Genomic DNA, 14,612 nt, shown 5'->3' with positions numbered 1-14,612 from the left:
TTAATTTAAAATCATTATAATTATATTTATAAATTCCAAATAATCAAGTAGATTTCACTTAACCTTGACTTCACAGCCTGTACTTTTCTTAATATCATCCAAATATGAAAAAGGTGAAATTTCAAGTAAATATAAACCATCATCTTTTATTTCAAAAACCCCTTTATCTGTAATAATCATATCAACAACTTCTTTACCAGTTATTGGGAGCGTACATTCTTTTAATATTTTAGGAGAGCCATCCTTTGCAACATGCTCCATCATTACAATAACCTTTTTAACACCACTAACCAAATCCATAGCACCACCAGGCCCTTTTACCATTTTGCCAGGTATCATCCAATTTGCCAGATCCCCTTTCTCACTTACTTGCATACCACCTAAAACGGACAAATCAATATGGCCACCTCTAACCATTGCAAAAGATTCTGAAGAGTCAAAAAAAGCTGCACCTTTCTTATATGTAATAGTTTGCTTACCAGCATTTATCAAATCAGGATCAGCATCTTTTTCAGTTTTAGGAAATGGGCCAATACCTAATAAACCATTTTCCGAATGCAGTGTAATATCCATATCATCAGTTATAAAGTTAGCTACAAGAGTTGGCATCCCTATTCCAAGATTTACATACATCCCTTTTTTAAACTCCTTTGCAACCCTTTTTGCCATCCACTCCCTTTTCTCATTCATTTTAGTTTCGCTCATATTTTCCAAAGTTGTTAGTTGTTCAATCCTTTTTTCGTATCTTTCACCTAAAACGATACGATCCACATAGATACTTGGTAAATGGATAAAATTTGGATCTAAATCTTCAACAATCTCTTCAACTTCAACTATTGTAAATTTTGCTGCCTTTGCACAAACTTCATTAAAATTGTTTGCTGTATATCTAAAGATAACATTCCCTTTTTTATCAGCCTTCCAACCCTTTACAATTGCAAGATCAGGTCTGATACTTTCTTCTAAAACATACTCCTTACCATCAAATACTTTGACTTCTTTCCCCTCTGTTAATATAGTACCATACCCTGTCCTTGTAAAAAAAGCTGGGATTCCGGCTCCCCCAGCTCTCAATTTTTCAGCTAAAGTACCTTGTGGTACTAGTTCTAATTCAAGCTCACCATTTAAATATTGCTGTTCAAAAATTTTATTTTCACCCACATAAGAGGATATCATTTTTTTTATTTGACGCGTCTGTAGTAATATACCTAATCCAAAATCATCTACACCTGCATTATTACTGACAAATGTTAAATCTTTTACCTTTAGCTCTTTAATTGCATTTATAAGATTTTCAGGGATTCCGCAAAGTCCAAAACCACCAGCAGCAATAACCATCCCATCTTTTATAACATCTTTAATAGCATCTATCGAGGACTTAAAAATTTCTGCCATAACACACCTCTTAATTTAAATTAAACATAACCATCCTTATTTCTGTCATTTCATCAACAGCGTATTTAACCCCTTCTCTACCAAGTCCAGAAAACTTTACACCGCCATAAGGCATATTATCCACTCTAAAGGTTGGGACATCATTAACCATGACACCACCAAACTCTAGTCTATCAATTAGATAAAAAGCGGTCTTAATATTCTCGGTAAATACTCCCACTTGTAAGCCATACTTTGTATCGTTTACCTGTTTTATAGCATCATCTAAATCTTTGAATTTAAATAGTGATACAACAGGTGCAAAAACTTCATCTTTTACCACTTTCATATCACTAGTGCAGTTTTCAAGAACTGTTGGATAATAAATACTCCCTTCCCTTTTACCACCAATTAAAATTTTTGCACCTTGACTCACTGCTTCATTAACCCATTGCTCAACCCTTTCAGCCTCTTTTAAATCTATCATCGGTCCAACTACTACATTATCATTTAATGGATCACCAACCCCCATCTCAGCAACACTTTTTACATAAAGCTCTTTAAATTCATCATATCTATCTTCATGAATATAAATTCTTTGAACACTGATACATACCTGCCCTGAATTAGCAAAAGCTCCTACTACACAAGTTGGTAAAGCTTTTGCAATATCAGCATCTTTATTTATGATAACCGGGCCATTATTCCCAAGCTCTAATGTAACTCTTTTAATTCCTGATTTAGCTTTAATCTGTAAGCCAACTTCTGGTGAACCTGTAAATGTAATTTTTGCAACCTTTTCAGAGGTAACTATGGCATTTCCAACTGTAGAGCCAGAACCTACCACTAAATTTATCCCTTCTGCAGGAAAACCAGCCTCTAAAATTACTTCAACAAGTTTAACAGAAGTAATAGGTGTAGCAGTAGCAGGCTTTAAAACTATTGGACAACCAGCTGCTATAGCTGGACCAACTTTGTGTGCAACAAGATTCAAAGGGAAATTAAATGGGGTTATCGCTCCAACAACACCCACTGGATACCTCTTATAGTAGCCAAACCTATTTTTACCACTAGCAGCCGCATCAAGTGGCACAACTTCACCACTTAATCTTCTTGCTTCATCCGCGCTAAATTTAAAAGTTTCGATTGCTCTTGCAACTTCTCCTCTTGCAAATTTTATAGCTTTACCAGACTCTAAAGAAATCGTTTTAGCAAACTCATCAAATCTATCGGCTATTAAATCTGCAATCTTATCTAAGATATCCCCCCTCTCTTTTGCAGTTAAAGACGCTATTTTCTCTTTTGCATTATAAGCTGTATCGATTGCTTTATTTACATCGTCAATAGAAGCTTCATAAATCTTTGCAAAAGGCTTATTATCATAAGGGTTAATTACATCGATAATTTTTTCTGTTTCCTGCCACTTCCCATCCCAAAAAAGCTTATATATACCCATAAGTCACCCCCATAAGATTATTTAATTATTATTTTTACACTCACTCCTATCAAATTATGTAAAACATAATTTTAAGACTATTAATAAATAAATTTAACTCATTTTGGCTTTATTATCAAGTAATATTAAAGAGTTTGAGACTTTGTTTTAATACTATAAAACTCTTATAAAAAAAATTTCCTCATGAAAAGGTCAGAGATTAAACCCTTTCATGAGGAAAATATATATTCAATATTATAAAATATTTAAAAACATCTCCAATATAACATTAAATGGTACAAGTGTAGCAACCTTTCCAAGATCCACATCATTTAAAAAGTTATTATAATTTTCAAAAAATCTTTCCTCTTTGTTCTTAATTTTCTTTATATAACCTACATCCATACAGCCCTTAGCTAATATTTGTTTTTGAAGGTATTTTAACTTTTTAAGTAAATTTTCTCTGTTAATTCTATCCCATTCACTGCTGATAGGGATTTTTTTGATTGCTTCTTTCATATCTATAAATCTGAATGCATCACCAATCTTAAAATAGTTAGATATTGCCACATCAATATTAATGTTTTGTGATACTACTATATCAAAAATATCAAAAGCTGGCTTAGAATATTTTAACTCTGCAATCGCCTTTGCAAGTCTTTTTGGAAAACCATCAGTTATAAGCTCCTCTTCAAACCTTTTCATTTGCTCTTTAACAACACCGCTTACTTTAGCAGGAATTCTTTTTACAATTTCTAAAAAGAGATCTTTGTTCTCTTGAAGTAGTTTATCATTCCCATCTTTTACTAACCACTCTACACCAAGTTTAAGTGTCTTTTCTATTTCTATAAGAGCTCTATACTGAGCATCAGATTTAGCTTTATTATCCAACGCATAAATAGCACTTCTGAAATTATCAGTATTTAACAGCTCATCAATTTGCAAATACTTATCTATTAGCTTTTCAAATGGTTGATTTGTATTTTTATAAAGCTCAATAAAAAATGTAATACCAGTTTGATTTATAACTTTATTTACAATAACTGTAGCTGTTATCTCCTTTGCCAACCTATGTTCAAAAAGATTATCCCCAAACCTTTTAACCATGTATTCTGGGTAATAACTTAAGTATAACTTCCTAACCACAGGGTCATTAAAATCTATATTTTTTTCAACCTCGTTATACAAAAATATCTTAATATAAGAAAGCAGAACAGCAAGTTCAGGCCTTGTTATATCCCTATTTTCTTTAATAAAGTTTATATTTTCTAATTTAAAATCCAATAGTCCTATATCTTTTAGAAACCTTGCAGTTTCTTGAAAGATAATTGGATTCTCTTTTGAGCGGATTAAATCACAGCTTACAGTTTGAGATTGCATATAGTTATCGTGTAAAACTAATTTTTCTACAGCCTTTGTCAAATCTAATATTAACTTATCCCTTTCTTTTGAATCTTTAACCAGCTTTTTCTTCAAGAATTGATCAAGTATAATTTTCAAATTGACTTCATGGTCAGAAATATCTACCCCACCTGAATTATCTAGTGCATCTGTGTTTATTTTACCACCAAGAGAAGCAAATTTAATCCTTGCTTTTTGTGTAAAGCCTAAATTTCCACCCTCTCCTACTACTTTAACCTTTAAATCCTCAGCATTAACCCTTACAGCATCATTTGCATGATCACCAACTTCATCATTTGTCTCACTGGAATCTTTAACATATGTTCCTATACCACCATTCCAGAGCAGTTCTGCATCCATTTTCAATATCATCTGTATAAGCTCTTGCCCTGAAACTTCATCTTTGGTCGTTTTAAACATCTCTTTCATCTGTGGGGTAAGTTTTATACTTTTTGCTGATCTATCAAATACTCCACCACCCTCAGAAATCAATTTTGGGTTATAATCTTTCCATGTGGATCTTGGTAGTTTAAACAATCTCAACCTTTCAATATAACTTGTATCAGCATCTGGATTAGGATCGACAAATATATGTATATGATTAAATGCAGCAAGCAGCCTAATTTTTTTGGATAGCAGCATACCATTACCAAAAACATCACCAGACATATCCCCAATACCAACTACCGTGAACTCCTCTTTTTGAATATCTTTACCAAGCTCTCTAAAATGTCTTTTTACACTCTCCCAAGCACCTTTAGCTGTAATACCTATCTTTTTATGATCGTAACCTGTTTTACCACCAGAAGCAAAGGCATCTCCAAGCCAAAAACCGTATTCGAAAGAAATACTGTTTGCAATATCACTAAAAGTAGCTGTACCTTTATCAGCAGCTACAACTAAATATGGGTCTTTTTCATCATAAACAACTACATCTTCAGGGTGAACAATTTTACGCCCTTGATAATTATCAGTTATGTCTAAAAGACCTCTAATAAATGTTTTGTACTGCTCAACTACATGTTCCATATCCTTTTGTCTATCTGAAAATCTCTTCTTAACAATAAAACCACCTTTGGAACCAGTGGGGACTATTACCGCATTTTTTACAACCTGCGTTTTCATCAAGCCTAGAATTTCTGTTCTAAAATCATCAGGTCTATCACTAAACCTTAAACCACCTCTTGCTACTTTGCCACCTCTAAGATGCACACCCTCCATTTTGGGGCTATGAACATAAATCTCATAAAGGGGCTTAGGCTCTGGAATAAAATCAAGCTGCCTACTAGAAATCTTAATAGAAATATAATTTCTCTCAGGTTTTTTGTAAAAGTTTGTCCTAACAATTGCATCCATTAATTTAAACATTTCCCTAAATACAGAGTCTTCAACCAGAGTCTGTACTTCTTCAAGAAGCCCCCATGCTATATCTTTAATTTCTTCATATTTCCTTTCTGTTTTATTTACATCAAATTTCTCTTTGAATATCTCAACAACTTTTTTTGCAATATTATGATACTTTAATAAAGTTTGATTAATAGTTGATTTACTCAGCTTAAAATCCACCTGAGATATATAATTCCTCAGCGTTCTTAAAATCTTAACTTCTCTATAATTTAACCCTTCTAATAAAAGGAGTGAATTCAGCTTATCATTTTCACACTTTTCCTCAATTACAGCTTTAACCATTTCAGGTAGTATCTTATTAAACCTTGAATAAAACTGTTCTGGATCATCAATACTAGCTAAAAGAATACTACTTATATAAAAAGCTTCATCACCTTTTTTAACCTCATATATCTCATCCTCAATAACTTTCAAACCAATATTATCAATAACTGGCATAATATCTGTTAAAAGTATTCTCTTTTTTGAATATAACTTTAAATAAACATTATTATTAACTACGGCTAATCTTGAATAAAAATCTTTTAAATCAGAAAGGATACTAACATCTCTTACCCCTTCTTTTGGGGGCATCTTAGATTTATAGCTTTCTGACAAACCATTAACAAATTGATAATATAACTCATCAGCCTTTCTACCTGAAAATTTATAAGATAACATCTCATAAAAGATATCATTCCAATCTTTAATTTCTTCGATAACAATGTCTTTTAAATCATTTTCTTTAACTGCATCAATAGCTGTCATATCTTTGACAAGAAGGTGTAAGTGCAAAAATGTGTAACCATGCTCATCATATCTAATAGAAACATCTAGAATTTTCGCCTTATAAAGCTCAGCAATTCTTTTATTAATACTGTTTACTGTCTCAGCAGAAAATCTATCAGTAGGAAATATTATCAAGGTATAAAAATGTTTTGATGGCTTAAAATCTCTTGTATAAATCCTAATTTGGTCTTTCCCCTGAATAGTTAACAAAAGCCTTATTACATCCTTTAAATCATCACAACCAAGATTAAAAATCTCAGTTTTTGGATAGTTATTAAGTGTATCCTGAATCCACTTATAATCATGGGAACCTTTTACAAACTTAAAATACTCAAAAAGCGAATCTATTTTTTTCCTTAATATAGATATTTTGTGAGGGGGTGTGGCTATCCCTTGTTTACCAAATATCCCTAAAACTGTTATAGCTCTACATTTACCATTTTCATAATCAACAAACATAATCCTGTCAAAATTTCTTCTCTTTTTGATTTTCGATTTAAATATAGCTTTATCCAAAACAATTGGATAACCTTCAATAAACTTGATTCTTTTTTCTTTTATAGCATCGACAAGTTTTGGGATTATATTGGTGGTTCTATTAAGTCTATACACACCAAATTGATCTACTTTAAACTTCCCATTTGCAAGATCAAAAACATCAAGTATCCTAACACCTTGAATTATAAAAGTTCCATCAACAAGCCAATCTATAAAATCTGAAATCTCAGGATTTTTATTTTTATAATAATCAGAAAGGTTATTTAAGACTTTTAACATCTTAGGGAAATCATCTACTGCTAATGAAAGCTCTTCATAAATTTGACATATTTCATTAGTTATTTCTTGTAATTTTTCTTCATCAACCTCCTCTAAAAAGATTATTACAAAAGATTCATTATTGCACCCTAAATCCGATTCCCCAATATCAACAACATCCCCCTTTTTATCCCTTTTAACAGAAAAAATTGGATGTAATAAAAACTGCTGATTATACTGTATTTCATAAAAATACTCTCTAATACTATCCACAATAAAGGGTCTGTCATCGGTAACAATAGAAATTAAAGAAAAATTCCCAATAAAAAACTTTGACTTAAAAGCATGTGTCTTCTCTATAAAAAATTTCTTCCTTTTCCGATTATTTAAAATAGAGAAAAGATAATCCAAAAAACTTATAAGATCATCATCACTCAAAATACCTAATAAATTTTGGGGTAAATGCTTATATAGAAGATTTGCAAAATTATATTTTACACCTTTATCACCATAACTTTTTAATACTACATCATGATACCTTTTAAAATTTTCTTTTTGACCTTGATCTTTTAATATTTCTTTGGCAGTTAAACAGGATATATTTAACATAAGACACTCCCGATATTGATTTTTTCAACTTTTTATTAATATAACAAACTGAATAAATAAACAAGCTATTTTATTGATAATAAAAAAATTATTTTAATTTTAAAAAAAATATTATTTTTTTAGTAATTTTACTGAGATAATATTAGTTAATTAAATAACAATTAAGACATCCCTTAATTTCAATCACACTATACATTTTTTAATCATTTTTAAAAACTTATAGAGTATTCTACCTGTTAAGCCCCAGATAATCAAATCATTATATTTATAAAAATAAACCTTTCTTTTTAGACCGTTTCTTACCCAATTCTCTGTCCAAAAAATATCTTTTTTATAAAAATATTTAATAGGAACAGTAAAAATCCTTTCCACCTCATATTCATCCATTACAAATCTAATCCTGCTCAAATCATCCTTTATAAAACCTACATAAGGTGTCACTTTTATATTAGTAATGGAATACTCATCATCCAATTTTCCCAAAATAGTAATATAATCTTTACTAACACCAGTCTCCTCAAACATTTCTCTAAGCGCAGTTTCACTTAATTTATTGTCCGTATTATCCGCTCCACCACCAGGAAAAGAAACTTCTCCACTATGATTATTGAGCCAAGGTTGTCTTTTGGTAAAAACTATTTCAAGATCGTTTTTATTATATATAATAGGGATTAATACTGCAGCTGCCCTATGTGTGCTCTCTTTTTTTTCTCTTTTGTACCCTTTTAGAATCTCAGATATACAATCAATTTCCTTCTTTGACAGCCTCAATCTCCCTATTTAATCTCTCCACTTTAGATTCTATTTCAGCTAATTTAACTTCAAATTTTTTTAAATCATTTTTAGTAACAAGTCCCATTTTATCAGCAAAAGATTTCAGCATCTTTTCTATTATCTCTTCCACTTCTTTGCTATTTTTCTCAAAATTTTCCACTACATCTTTCAAAAACTTTGAATCCTGATTAAGTGATTGCTCCCCCTTTTTAATTACATTATCATAAAATGCTTTTGCTTTCTCCTCAGTCATTGCTGCCAAACCTAACCCCAAAACAATAAATTTTTTAGCTAACTCGTTCATAAAGCCCTCCTAATTAAGGAAATCATTAAGCTTTCTTTTAAGAGCTTTCTTTTTTAACTTATTCAATGCCCTAGCTTCAATCTGACGAACCCTTTCTCTACTTATATTCAGTATCTCGCCTATTTCCTCTAAAGTTTTTGGTGTTTCACCTTCCAGTCCAAATCGCCATTTAATTATTTGAGCTTCCCTTTCATTTAATTCATCTACTATCTCTTCTATATTCGATTTCAAAGTATTTAAAAATATCTCTTCTTCAACACTTTTACCACCAGACTCCAATAAATCTATAAAAGCTCTATCTTCACCATCTTTTATAGGAGCCTCTAAAGATAAATAATTCCTAGAAACCCTTAAAACATTTTCCACATCCTCTGGATCCATCTCAAGGTATAGCGCAATCTCCTCTGAAGTGGGTTCTCTGCCCAAATCTTTACTTAACACTTCTATAGCTTCATTTATTTTGTATAGGATACTAGCTTGTTTTAAAGGTAGTTTTACTGTCCCAGATTGCTCGGCTAATGCTTGAATTATCGCCTGTCTTATCCACCATACAGCATAAGAAATAAATTTTACACCTCTATCTGGATCAAATCTTTTTGCAGCTTCAAGCAATCCTAAATTACCTTGATTTATTATGTCAGCAAGAGGCAAACCAGTATTTTTATATCTATTTGCAATAGAGACAACAAATTTTAAATTGGATAATACAAGCTTTTCCAATGCTTTCACATCACCCTTTTGTATCCTTTTACCAAGCTCATATTCCTCTTCTCTACTTAAAGGCTTAAACTGGGAAATCCTATTTAGATAATTCTTTAAACCATCCTCTGAAATTTCAGCAAGTATAGGTATTTCAAAAAATTCATCCTCTTCCAAAAACTCTTCTGTATCTTTAAATTCTTTATCTTTATCAGTATTTATATTCTCCATACCCCACCAACACTTTATTAAAAGGATTAATAATTATACTATTTGTTCAATAATTATAACATATTTTTTACAATTTAGTAAGCAAAATAATAAAAAATTTTAAAAGAGGGGAACCCCCCTCTTTTTTGTAAAAAAATTTTATATCTTTGAGATAACAAGTTCATCATTTTGAAAAGATACTTTAATTTTATCCCCTTGTTTTATTTCCCCTTTAATTATCTCTTCGGCTATTTTATTCTCTATTAATCTCTGTATAGATCGCTTCATAGGTCTTGCACCAAATTTTGGATCATAACCAGCCTTAACCACCATATCTATAGCGCTTTCATCAAACTCAATTTCTATATTATTCTCTTTCAACCTATTTGCAAAATTATTAAGAAGCAATTTAGCAATCTCCCTTAAATGTTCATCCCCAAGTGGATGGAACACTATAATATCATCAACCCTGTTTAAAAACTCTGGTTTAAAGTAGTTACTTAGTTGTTGAAATACCAGATTGTGTATCCTTTCATACTTTTCTTCCCAGCTACCCTCTTTTGAAAATTCATTTTGAATTAAATCACTACCAATATTGGAAGTCATAATGATTACTGTATTTCTAAAGTTTACTGTTCTACCTTTTGAATCGGTCAACCTACCATCATCAAGTATTTGCAACAATAAGTTAAACACATCAGGATGAGCCTTTTCTATTTCATCTAATAAAATCACACTATATGGTCTTCTTCTTACCCTTTCAGTAAGTTGTCCGCCTTCTTCATAACCCACATAACCAGGAGGAGCACCAATCAGTTTTGCAACGGCATGCTTTTCCATATATTCACTCATATCAATCCTAATCATAGCATCTTCTGAGTCAAAAAGAAATTCAGCCAACGCTTTTGCAAGCTCTGTTTTACCCACACCTGTTGGACCAAGGAATATAAATGAACCTATAGGTCTTTTTGGATCATTCAATCCGGCTCTACTTCTTCTGATAGCCTCACTTACTGCCTTTATCGCTTTGTCTTGACCGATTACACGCTTGTGCAAATGCTCTTCCATTTTTATAAGCTTATCAGCTTCTTCTTCTAAGAGTTTATTAACTGGTATCCCTGTCCACTTAGATACAATTGAAGCGATATCCTCTTCGTCAACCTCTTCTTTTAGCATTTTCTTATTCTTCTGAATCTCTTTCAACTTATTATTTACTTCTTCAAGCTTTTGTTGCAACTCAATCAACTTTCCATACTTTATCTGTGAAGCAAGCTCCAAATTCCCTTCCCTTTCAGCTTTTTGCATCTCTATTTTAGCCTGTTCAATCTCCTCTTTTATCTTACGGGATTCCATAATGAGATTCTTTTCGTTTTGCCAATGAGTTTTCAACTCACTTATTTTTTCTTGTAAATTACTTATTTCTTCCTCAAGTTTGGCCAATCTGCTTTTACTTGCTTCATCTTTCTCCTTTTTCAAAGCCTGACGCTCTATTTCCAACTGCCTCATTTTTCTCTCTAACTCATCAAGCTCTGTAGGAAGACTGTCTATCTCCATCCTTATTTTAGCTGCTGCTTCATCAATTAAATCGATTGCCTTATCAGGCATATGCCTATCACTTATATATTTATGTGCAAGATATGCAGCAGCAACCAATGCTGTATCTTTTATCCTTACACCATGATGAACTTCATATCTTTCTTTAAGACCACGTAAGATTGAAATTGTATCTTCAACTGATGGCTCATCCACAAATACAGGCTGGAATCTCCTTTCTAACGCTGCATCCTTTTCTATATATTTTTTATACTCATCAAGTGTCGTTGCACCAATACAGTGTAATTCACCTCTAGCTAAAGCAGGTTTTAAGATATTTGCGGCATCCATAGCTCCTTCAGCAGCACCAGCTCCAACTAAAGTATGTAATTCATCGATGAAAAGGATAATTTCACCTTCACTTTTCCTTATCTCTTTTAAAATCGATTTTAATCGATCTTCAAATTCTCCTCTAAATTTTGTCCCTGCAATCAATGCACCCATATCAAGTGCAAGCACTCTTTTATTTTTCAACGAATCCGGCACATCCCCATTTGCAATTCTTTGGGCAAGCCCCTCTACAATCGCAGTTTTACCTACACCAGGCTCACCAATTAATACAGGGTTGTTTTTTGTCCTTCTTGACAAAACATGTATGACTCTTCGAATCTCTTCATCCCTACCAATTACTGGATCAAGTTTTCCACTTCTTGCTGCCTCAGTTAAGTCGATAGTGTATTTCTCCAAAGCATTCATTTTTTCTTCTGGATTTTGATCAGTTACTCTGCTTGAACCACGAATCTCTTTAATAGCTTTTTCCACTACAGCTCTATCAATCCCATATTTTGTAAATATCTGCCTTAAGCCATAACCAGCATGTTCAACAATACCAAGCAGTAGGTGCTCAGTAGAAACATATTCATCTTTAAATTGCTTAATTACTTCAAAGGCATAATCGATAGCTTTTTTAGCATCTTGAGACATATAAACTTGCTCTGAGCCACTAACCTTTGGCAAACCATCAATAGCTTTTATAACATCTTCTTTTAATGAAGCTACATTGACACCTATTTTTTGTAAAAGTGGAACTATTAGACCATCTTCCTGGGTAATTAATGCATATAAAATATGATCTGGTAAAAGTTGTTGTTGCTGTTTATCTTCAACCAGCTTTATGGCATTTTGCAATGCCTCGCTAGCTTTTATAGTCATTTTATTCCAATTTATCATAATTCACCTCCAAACTACTCTTTTTCAATTTTTACTTTAATAATATTTGCCTGTTTAGTAGGCACTATTGCGCCTTCTTTAATATTCTTATCCAAATCCTCCCCTAATCTGTTTTTTATATAATCAACCAACATCTTTACCTGATTTTGTAACTCATTAATCTGCTCCTTCATGTTCAAAATAATCTCTACACCTGCCAAATTTACCCCTAAATCTTTTGTAAGCGTAATTATAAATTTTAATTTTTCTATATCCTCATCCGAATAAAGCCTGGTATTCCCTTCTGTCCTTGTCGGTTTGACAAAACCTAACCTTTCATACTGCCTTAAAGTCTGGGGGTGTATGTCAAGCATCTCAGAAACAATACTAATTACATACAAAGGTTTCTTTTTCATAGTTCACCCCCTATAATCTACCTTTGGTTAAAAGTTGATCTCTATTTGCTAGAGGATATCGTTTAGACATTTCACGCAACAACTTTCTATCTTCATCTACCGCCACTTGCGGAATTTTCACATTGATAACTATATATAAATCTCCATTGCCTCCACCTTTTAGATGAGGCACACCTTTACCTCTTATTCTAAACTTCTGACCAGGCTGTGTCCCTGCAGGGATATTTATATTAACAGCACCATAAGGGGTAGGTACTGTGATTTTCCCACCTAAAGCAGCTTCAAACATATCTATATCTACATTTACATATAAATTATCACCTTCCCTTTTATAAATCTCATGAGGTATAACATTAGTTACAATATATAAATCGCCACTCAATCCACCGTTTAAACCATCATTACCTTTACCTGGTACTCTTATTTTAGAGTTATTATCTACACCTGGCGGTATTCTTACTTTAATTCTTTCAGTTACATAAAATCTACCTTTTCCTCCACACTTATTACATGGCTTATAAATTATTTCTCCTTCACCTTTACACTGTGGGCAAGTGGTTGATATTGCAAAAAATCCTGATCCTTGCCTTACAACTCCACTACCTCCACAAACACCACATATAGACTTATCTCCACCCTTACCAAAACAAGTATCACAGTTTTTCAACCTTCTAACATTAAGCTCAACTTCATTGCCAAAAATTACATCACGAAATGGGATTTGGATATTATAGTATAAATCTTCCCCTCTTTGAGGGGCTGAAGCTCTTTTAGATCTGCCTGTTTTAGTGCCTGTTCCAAAAAGATCCTCAAAAATATCTTTAAATATATCAAAATCACCAAAAGTGGTCTTGAAGTTTTCAAAATTCATATTTGAAAAATCATACCCTTGACCACTTGAAGTAAAAGCATCATGTCCTAATGTATCATACTGTTTCCTTTTTTCAGGATCAGATAATACAGCGTATGCTTCTGATATCTTTTTAAACTTTTCTTCTGCTTCTTTATTCCCAGGATTTAAGTCAGGATGGTACTTTCTGGCTAATTTTCTATAAGCTTTTTTTATCTCATCCTGTGTAGCATTTTTACTAACACCCAAAATATCATAATAAGTCTCTGCCATAACCCACCCTCATTAAAAAAGAGGGGAACACCCCTCTTTTATTGTTTAGTCTTCTTTAATAACATTAATTACTTTTGGTTTTTCTTTTTCACTTTTTTCTAAAGATATTTTTAATATCCCATCCTTAAGGCTTGCTTTAACTTTGTTTACATCCACATTGTCTGGTAATTGAAAACTCCTTGAAAATTTACCGTAAGGTCTTTCGAGCCTGTAATAATTTTCCTTTTCAACATCTGGTAATTTTCTCTCACCTTTAATCGTTAAGATATTATCAGATATTTGAATATCTATATCATCCTCTTTTAATCCTGGAACCTCTACTATCAATAAAACCCCTTTTTCAGTCTCTAAAACATCGACAGGTGGAATCCAGTCTGATTGTACACCACTTTTTCTTGATGAAAGTGCATCATCAAATAATCTGTTTATCCTTTCCTGAATTGAAACAAGATCTTTCAAAGGATCCCATCTAACAATTGCCATAATAACCTCCTTTTAAAATTTATAATCACTTAATAAAATATATTTGAGCCAATTTATGTCAAGTCTTTTTATAAAGATATGCTCATATTTTTTAAAGTTCAAAATATTACC

10 protein-coding genes are annotated in these 14,612 nt (G+C 32.2%); all 10 read right to left on the bottom strand.

All coding sequences use genetic code 11. The features are described from left to right. Nucleotides 1-54: 54 nt before the first annotated feature. Complete coding sequence (locus OWM07_RS09015) at nucleotides 55-1,395, bottom strand: 3-oxoacid CoA-transferase (protein ID WP_423303386.1); 1,341 nt, start codon at nucleotides 1,393-1,395, stop codon at nucleotides 55-57. A 10-nt stretch (nucleotides 1,396-1,405) separates the two neighbouring features. Then, nucleotides 1,406-2,830 carry an aldehyde dehydrogenase family protein gene (locus tag OWM07_RS09010; RefSeq protein ID WP_423303385.1) on the bottom strand — a complete coding sequence of 475 codons (1,425 nt, stop codon included), beginning with the start codon at nucleotides 2,828-2,830 and terminating at the stop codon, nucleotides 1,406-1,408. A gap of 234 nt (nucleotides 2,831-3,064) precedes the next feature. Continuing rightward, the gene (locus tag OWM07_RS09005; RefSeq protein WP_423303384.1) at nucleotides 3,065-7,750 is read right to left on the bottom strand and encodes an NAD-glutamate dehydrogenase domain-containing protein; all 4,686 of its coding nucleotides are present in this window, start codon (nucleotides 7,748-7,750) and stop codon (nucleotides 3,065-3,067) included. A gap of 183 nt (nucleotides 7,751-7,933) precedes the next feature. Beyond that, nucleotides 7,934-8,521 (bottom strand): NUDIX hydrolase, encoded by a 588-nt coding sequence (locus OWM07_RS09000; RefSeq protein ID WP_423303383.1) that lies wholly within the window; start codon nucleotides 8,519-8,521, stop codon nucleotides 7,934-7,936. Then, nucleotides 8,496-8,828 (bottom strand): phasin family protein, encoded by a 333-nt coding sequence (locus OWM07_RS08995; protein WP_423303382.1) that lies wholly within the window; start codon nucleotides 8,826-8,828, stop codon nucleotides 8,496-8,498. Before OWM07_RS08995 ends, OWM07_RS09000 begins: the two co-directional genes overlap by 26 nt. A gap of 9 nt (nucleotides 8,829-8,837) precedes the next feature. Continuing rightward, nucleotides 8,838-9,758, bottom strand: coding sequence for a sigma-70 family RNA polymerase sigma factor (locus OWM07_RS08990; protein WP_423303381.1), 921 nt, complete (start codon nucleotides 9,756-9,758; stop codon nucleotides 8,838-8,840). 138 nt (nucleotides 9,759-9,896) lie between these two features. Beyond that, nucleotides 9,897-12,500, bottom strand: coding sequence for an ATP-dependent chaperone ClpB (gene clpB / locus OWM07_RS08985; RefSeq protein WP_423303380.1), 2,604 nt, complete (start codon nucleotides 12,498-12,500; stop codon nucleotides 9,897-9,899). Between the two features lie 14 nt (nucleotides 12,501-12,514). After that, nucleotides 12,515-12,895, bottom strand: coding sequence for a heat shock protein transcriptional repressor HspR (locus tag OWM07_RS08980; RefSeq protein WP_423303378.1), 381 nt, complete (start codon nucleotides 12,893-12,895; stop codon nucleotides 12,515-12,517). Between the two features lie 10 nt (nucleotides 12,896-12,905). After that, complete coding sequence (dnaJ, locus tag OWM07_RS08975) at nucleotides 12,906-14,018, bottom strand: molecular chaperone DnaJ (RefSeq protein ID WP_423303376.1); 1,113 nt, start codon at nucleotides 14,016-14,018, stop codon at nucleotides 12,906-12,908. Between the two features lie 45 nt (nucleotides 14,019-14,063). Next, nucleotides 14,064-14,501, bottom strand: a complete 438-nt coding sequence (locus tag OWM07_RS08970; protein ID WP_423303375.1) for an Hsp20/alpha crystallin family protein — start codon at nucleotides 14,499-14,501, stop codon at nucleotides 14,064-14,066. Nucleotides 14,502-14,612 lie beyond the last annotated feature (111 nt).

The sequence above is a fragment of the Deferribacter thermophilus genome (assembly GCF_049472675.1).
In the GTDB taxonomy this organism is placed as follows: Bacteria; Chrysiogenota; Deferribacteres; order Deferribacterales; family Deferribacteraceae; genus Deferribacter; species Deferribacter thermophilus.
Note: the sequence above shows the minus strand (reverse complement) of the source record. Positions and strands in the feature narration are given on the sequence as shown.

Coding starts and splice junctions, on each gene's coding strand:
- OWM07_RS08995 (WP_423303382.1), bottom strand. CDS start 8,828: ATGAACGAGTTAGCTAAAAAATTTATTGTTTTGGGGTTAGGTTTGGCA.
- clpB (WP_423303380.1), bottom strand. CDS start 12,500: ATGATAAATTGGAATAAAATGACTATAAAAGCTAGCGAGGCATTGCAA.
- OWM07_RS09005 (WP_423303384.1), bottom strand. CDS start 7,750: ATGTTAAATATATCCTGTTTAACTGCCAAAGAAATATTAAAAGATCAA.
- dnaJ (WP_423303376.1), bottom strand. CDS start 14,018: ATGGCAGAGACTTATTATGATATTTTGGGTGTTAGTAAAAATGCTACA.
- OWM07_RS09010 (WP_423303385.1), bottom strand. CDS start 2,830: ATGGGTATATATAAGCTTTTTTGGGATGGGAAGTGGCAGGAAACAGAA.
- OWM07_RS08970 (WP_423303375.1), bottom strand. CDS start 14,501: ATGGCAATTGTTAGATGGGATCCTTTGAAAGATCTTGTTTCAATTCAG.
- OWM07_RS08980 (WP_423303378.1), bottom strand. CDS start 12,895: ATGAAAAAGAAACCTTTGTATGTAATTAGTATTGTTTCTGAGATGCTT.
- OWM07_RS08990 (WP_423303381.1), bottom strand. CDS start 9,758: ATGGAGAATATAAATACTGATAAAGATAAAGAATTTAAAGATACAGAA.
- OWM07_RS09015 (WP_423303386.1), bottom strand. CDS start 1,395: ATGGCAGAAATTTTTAAGTCCTCGATAGATGCTATTAAAGATGTTATA.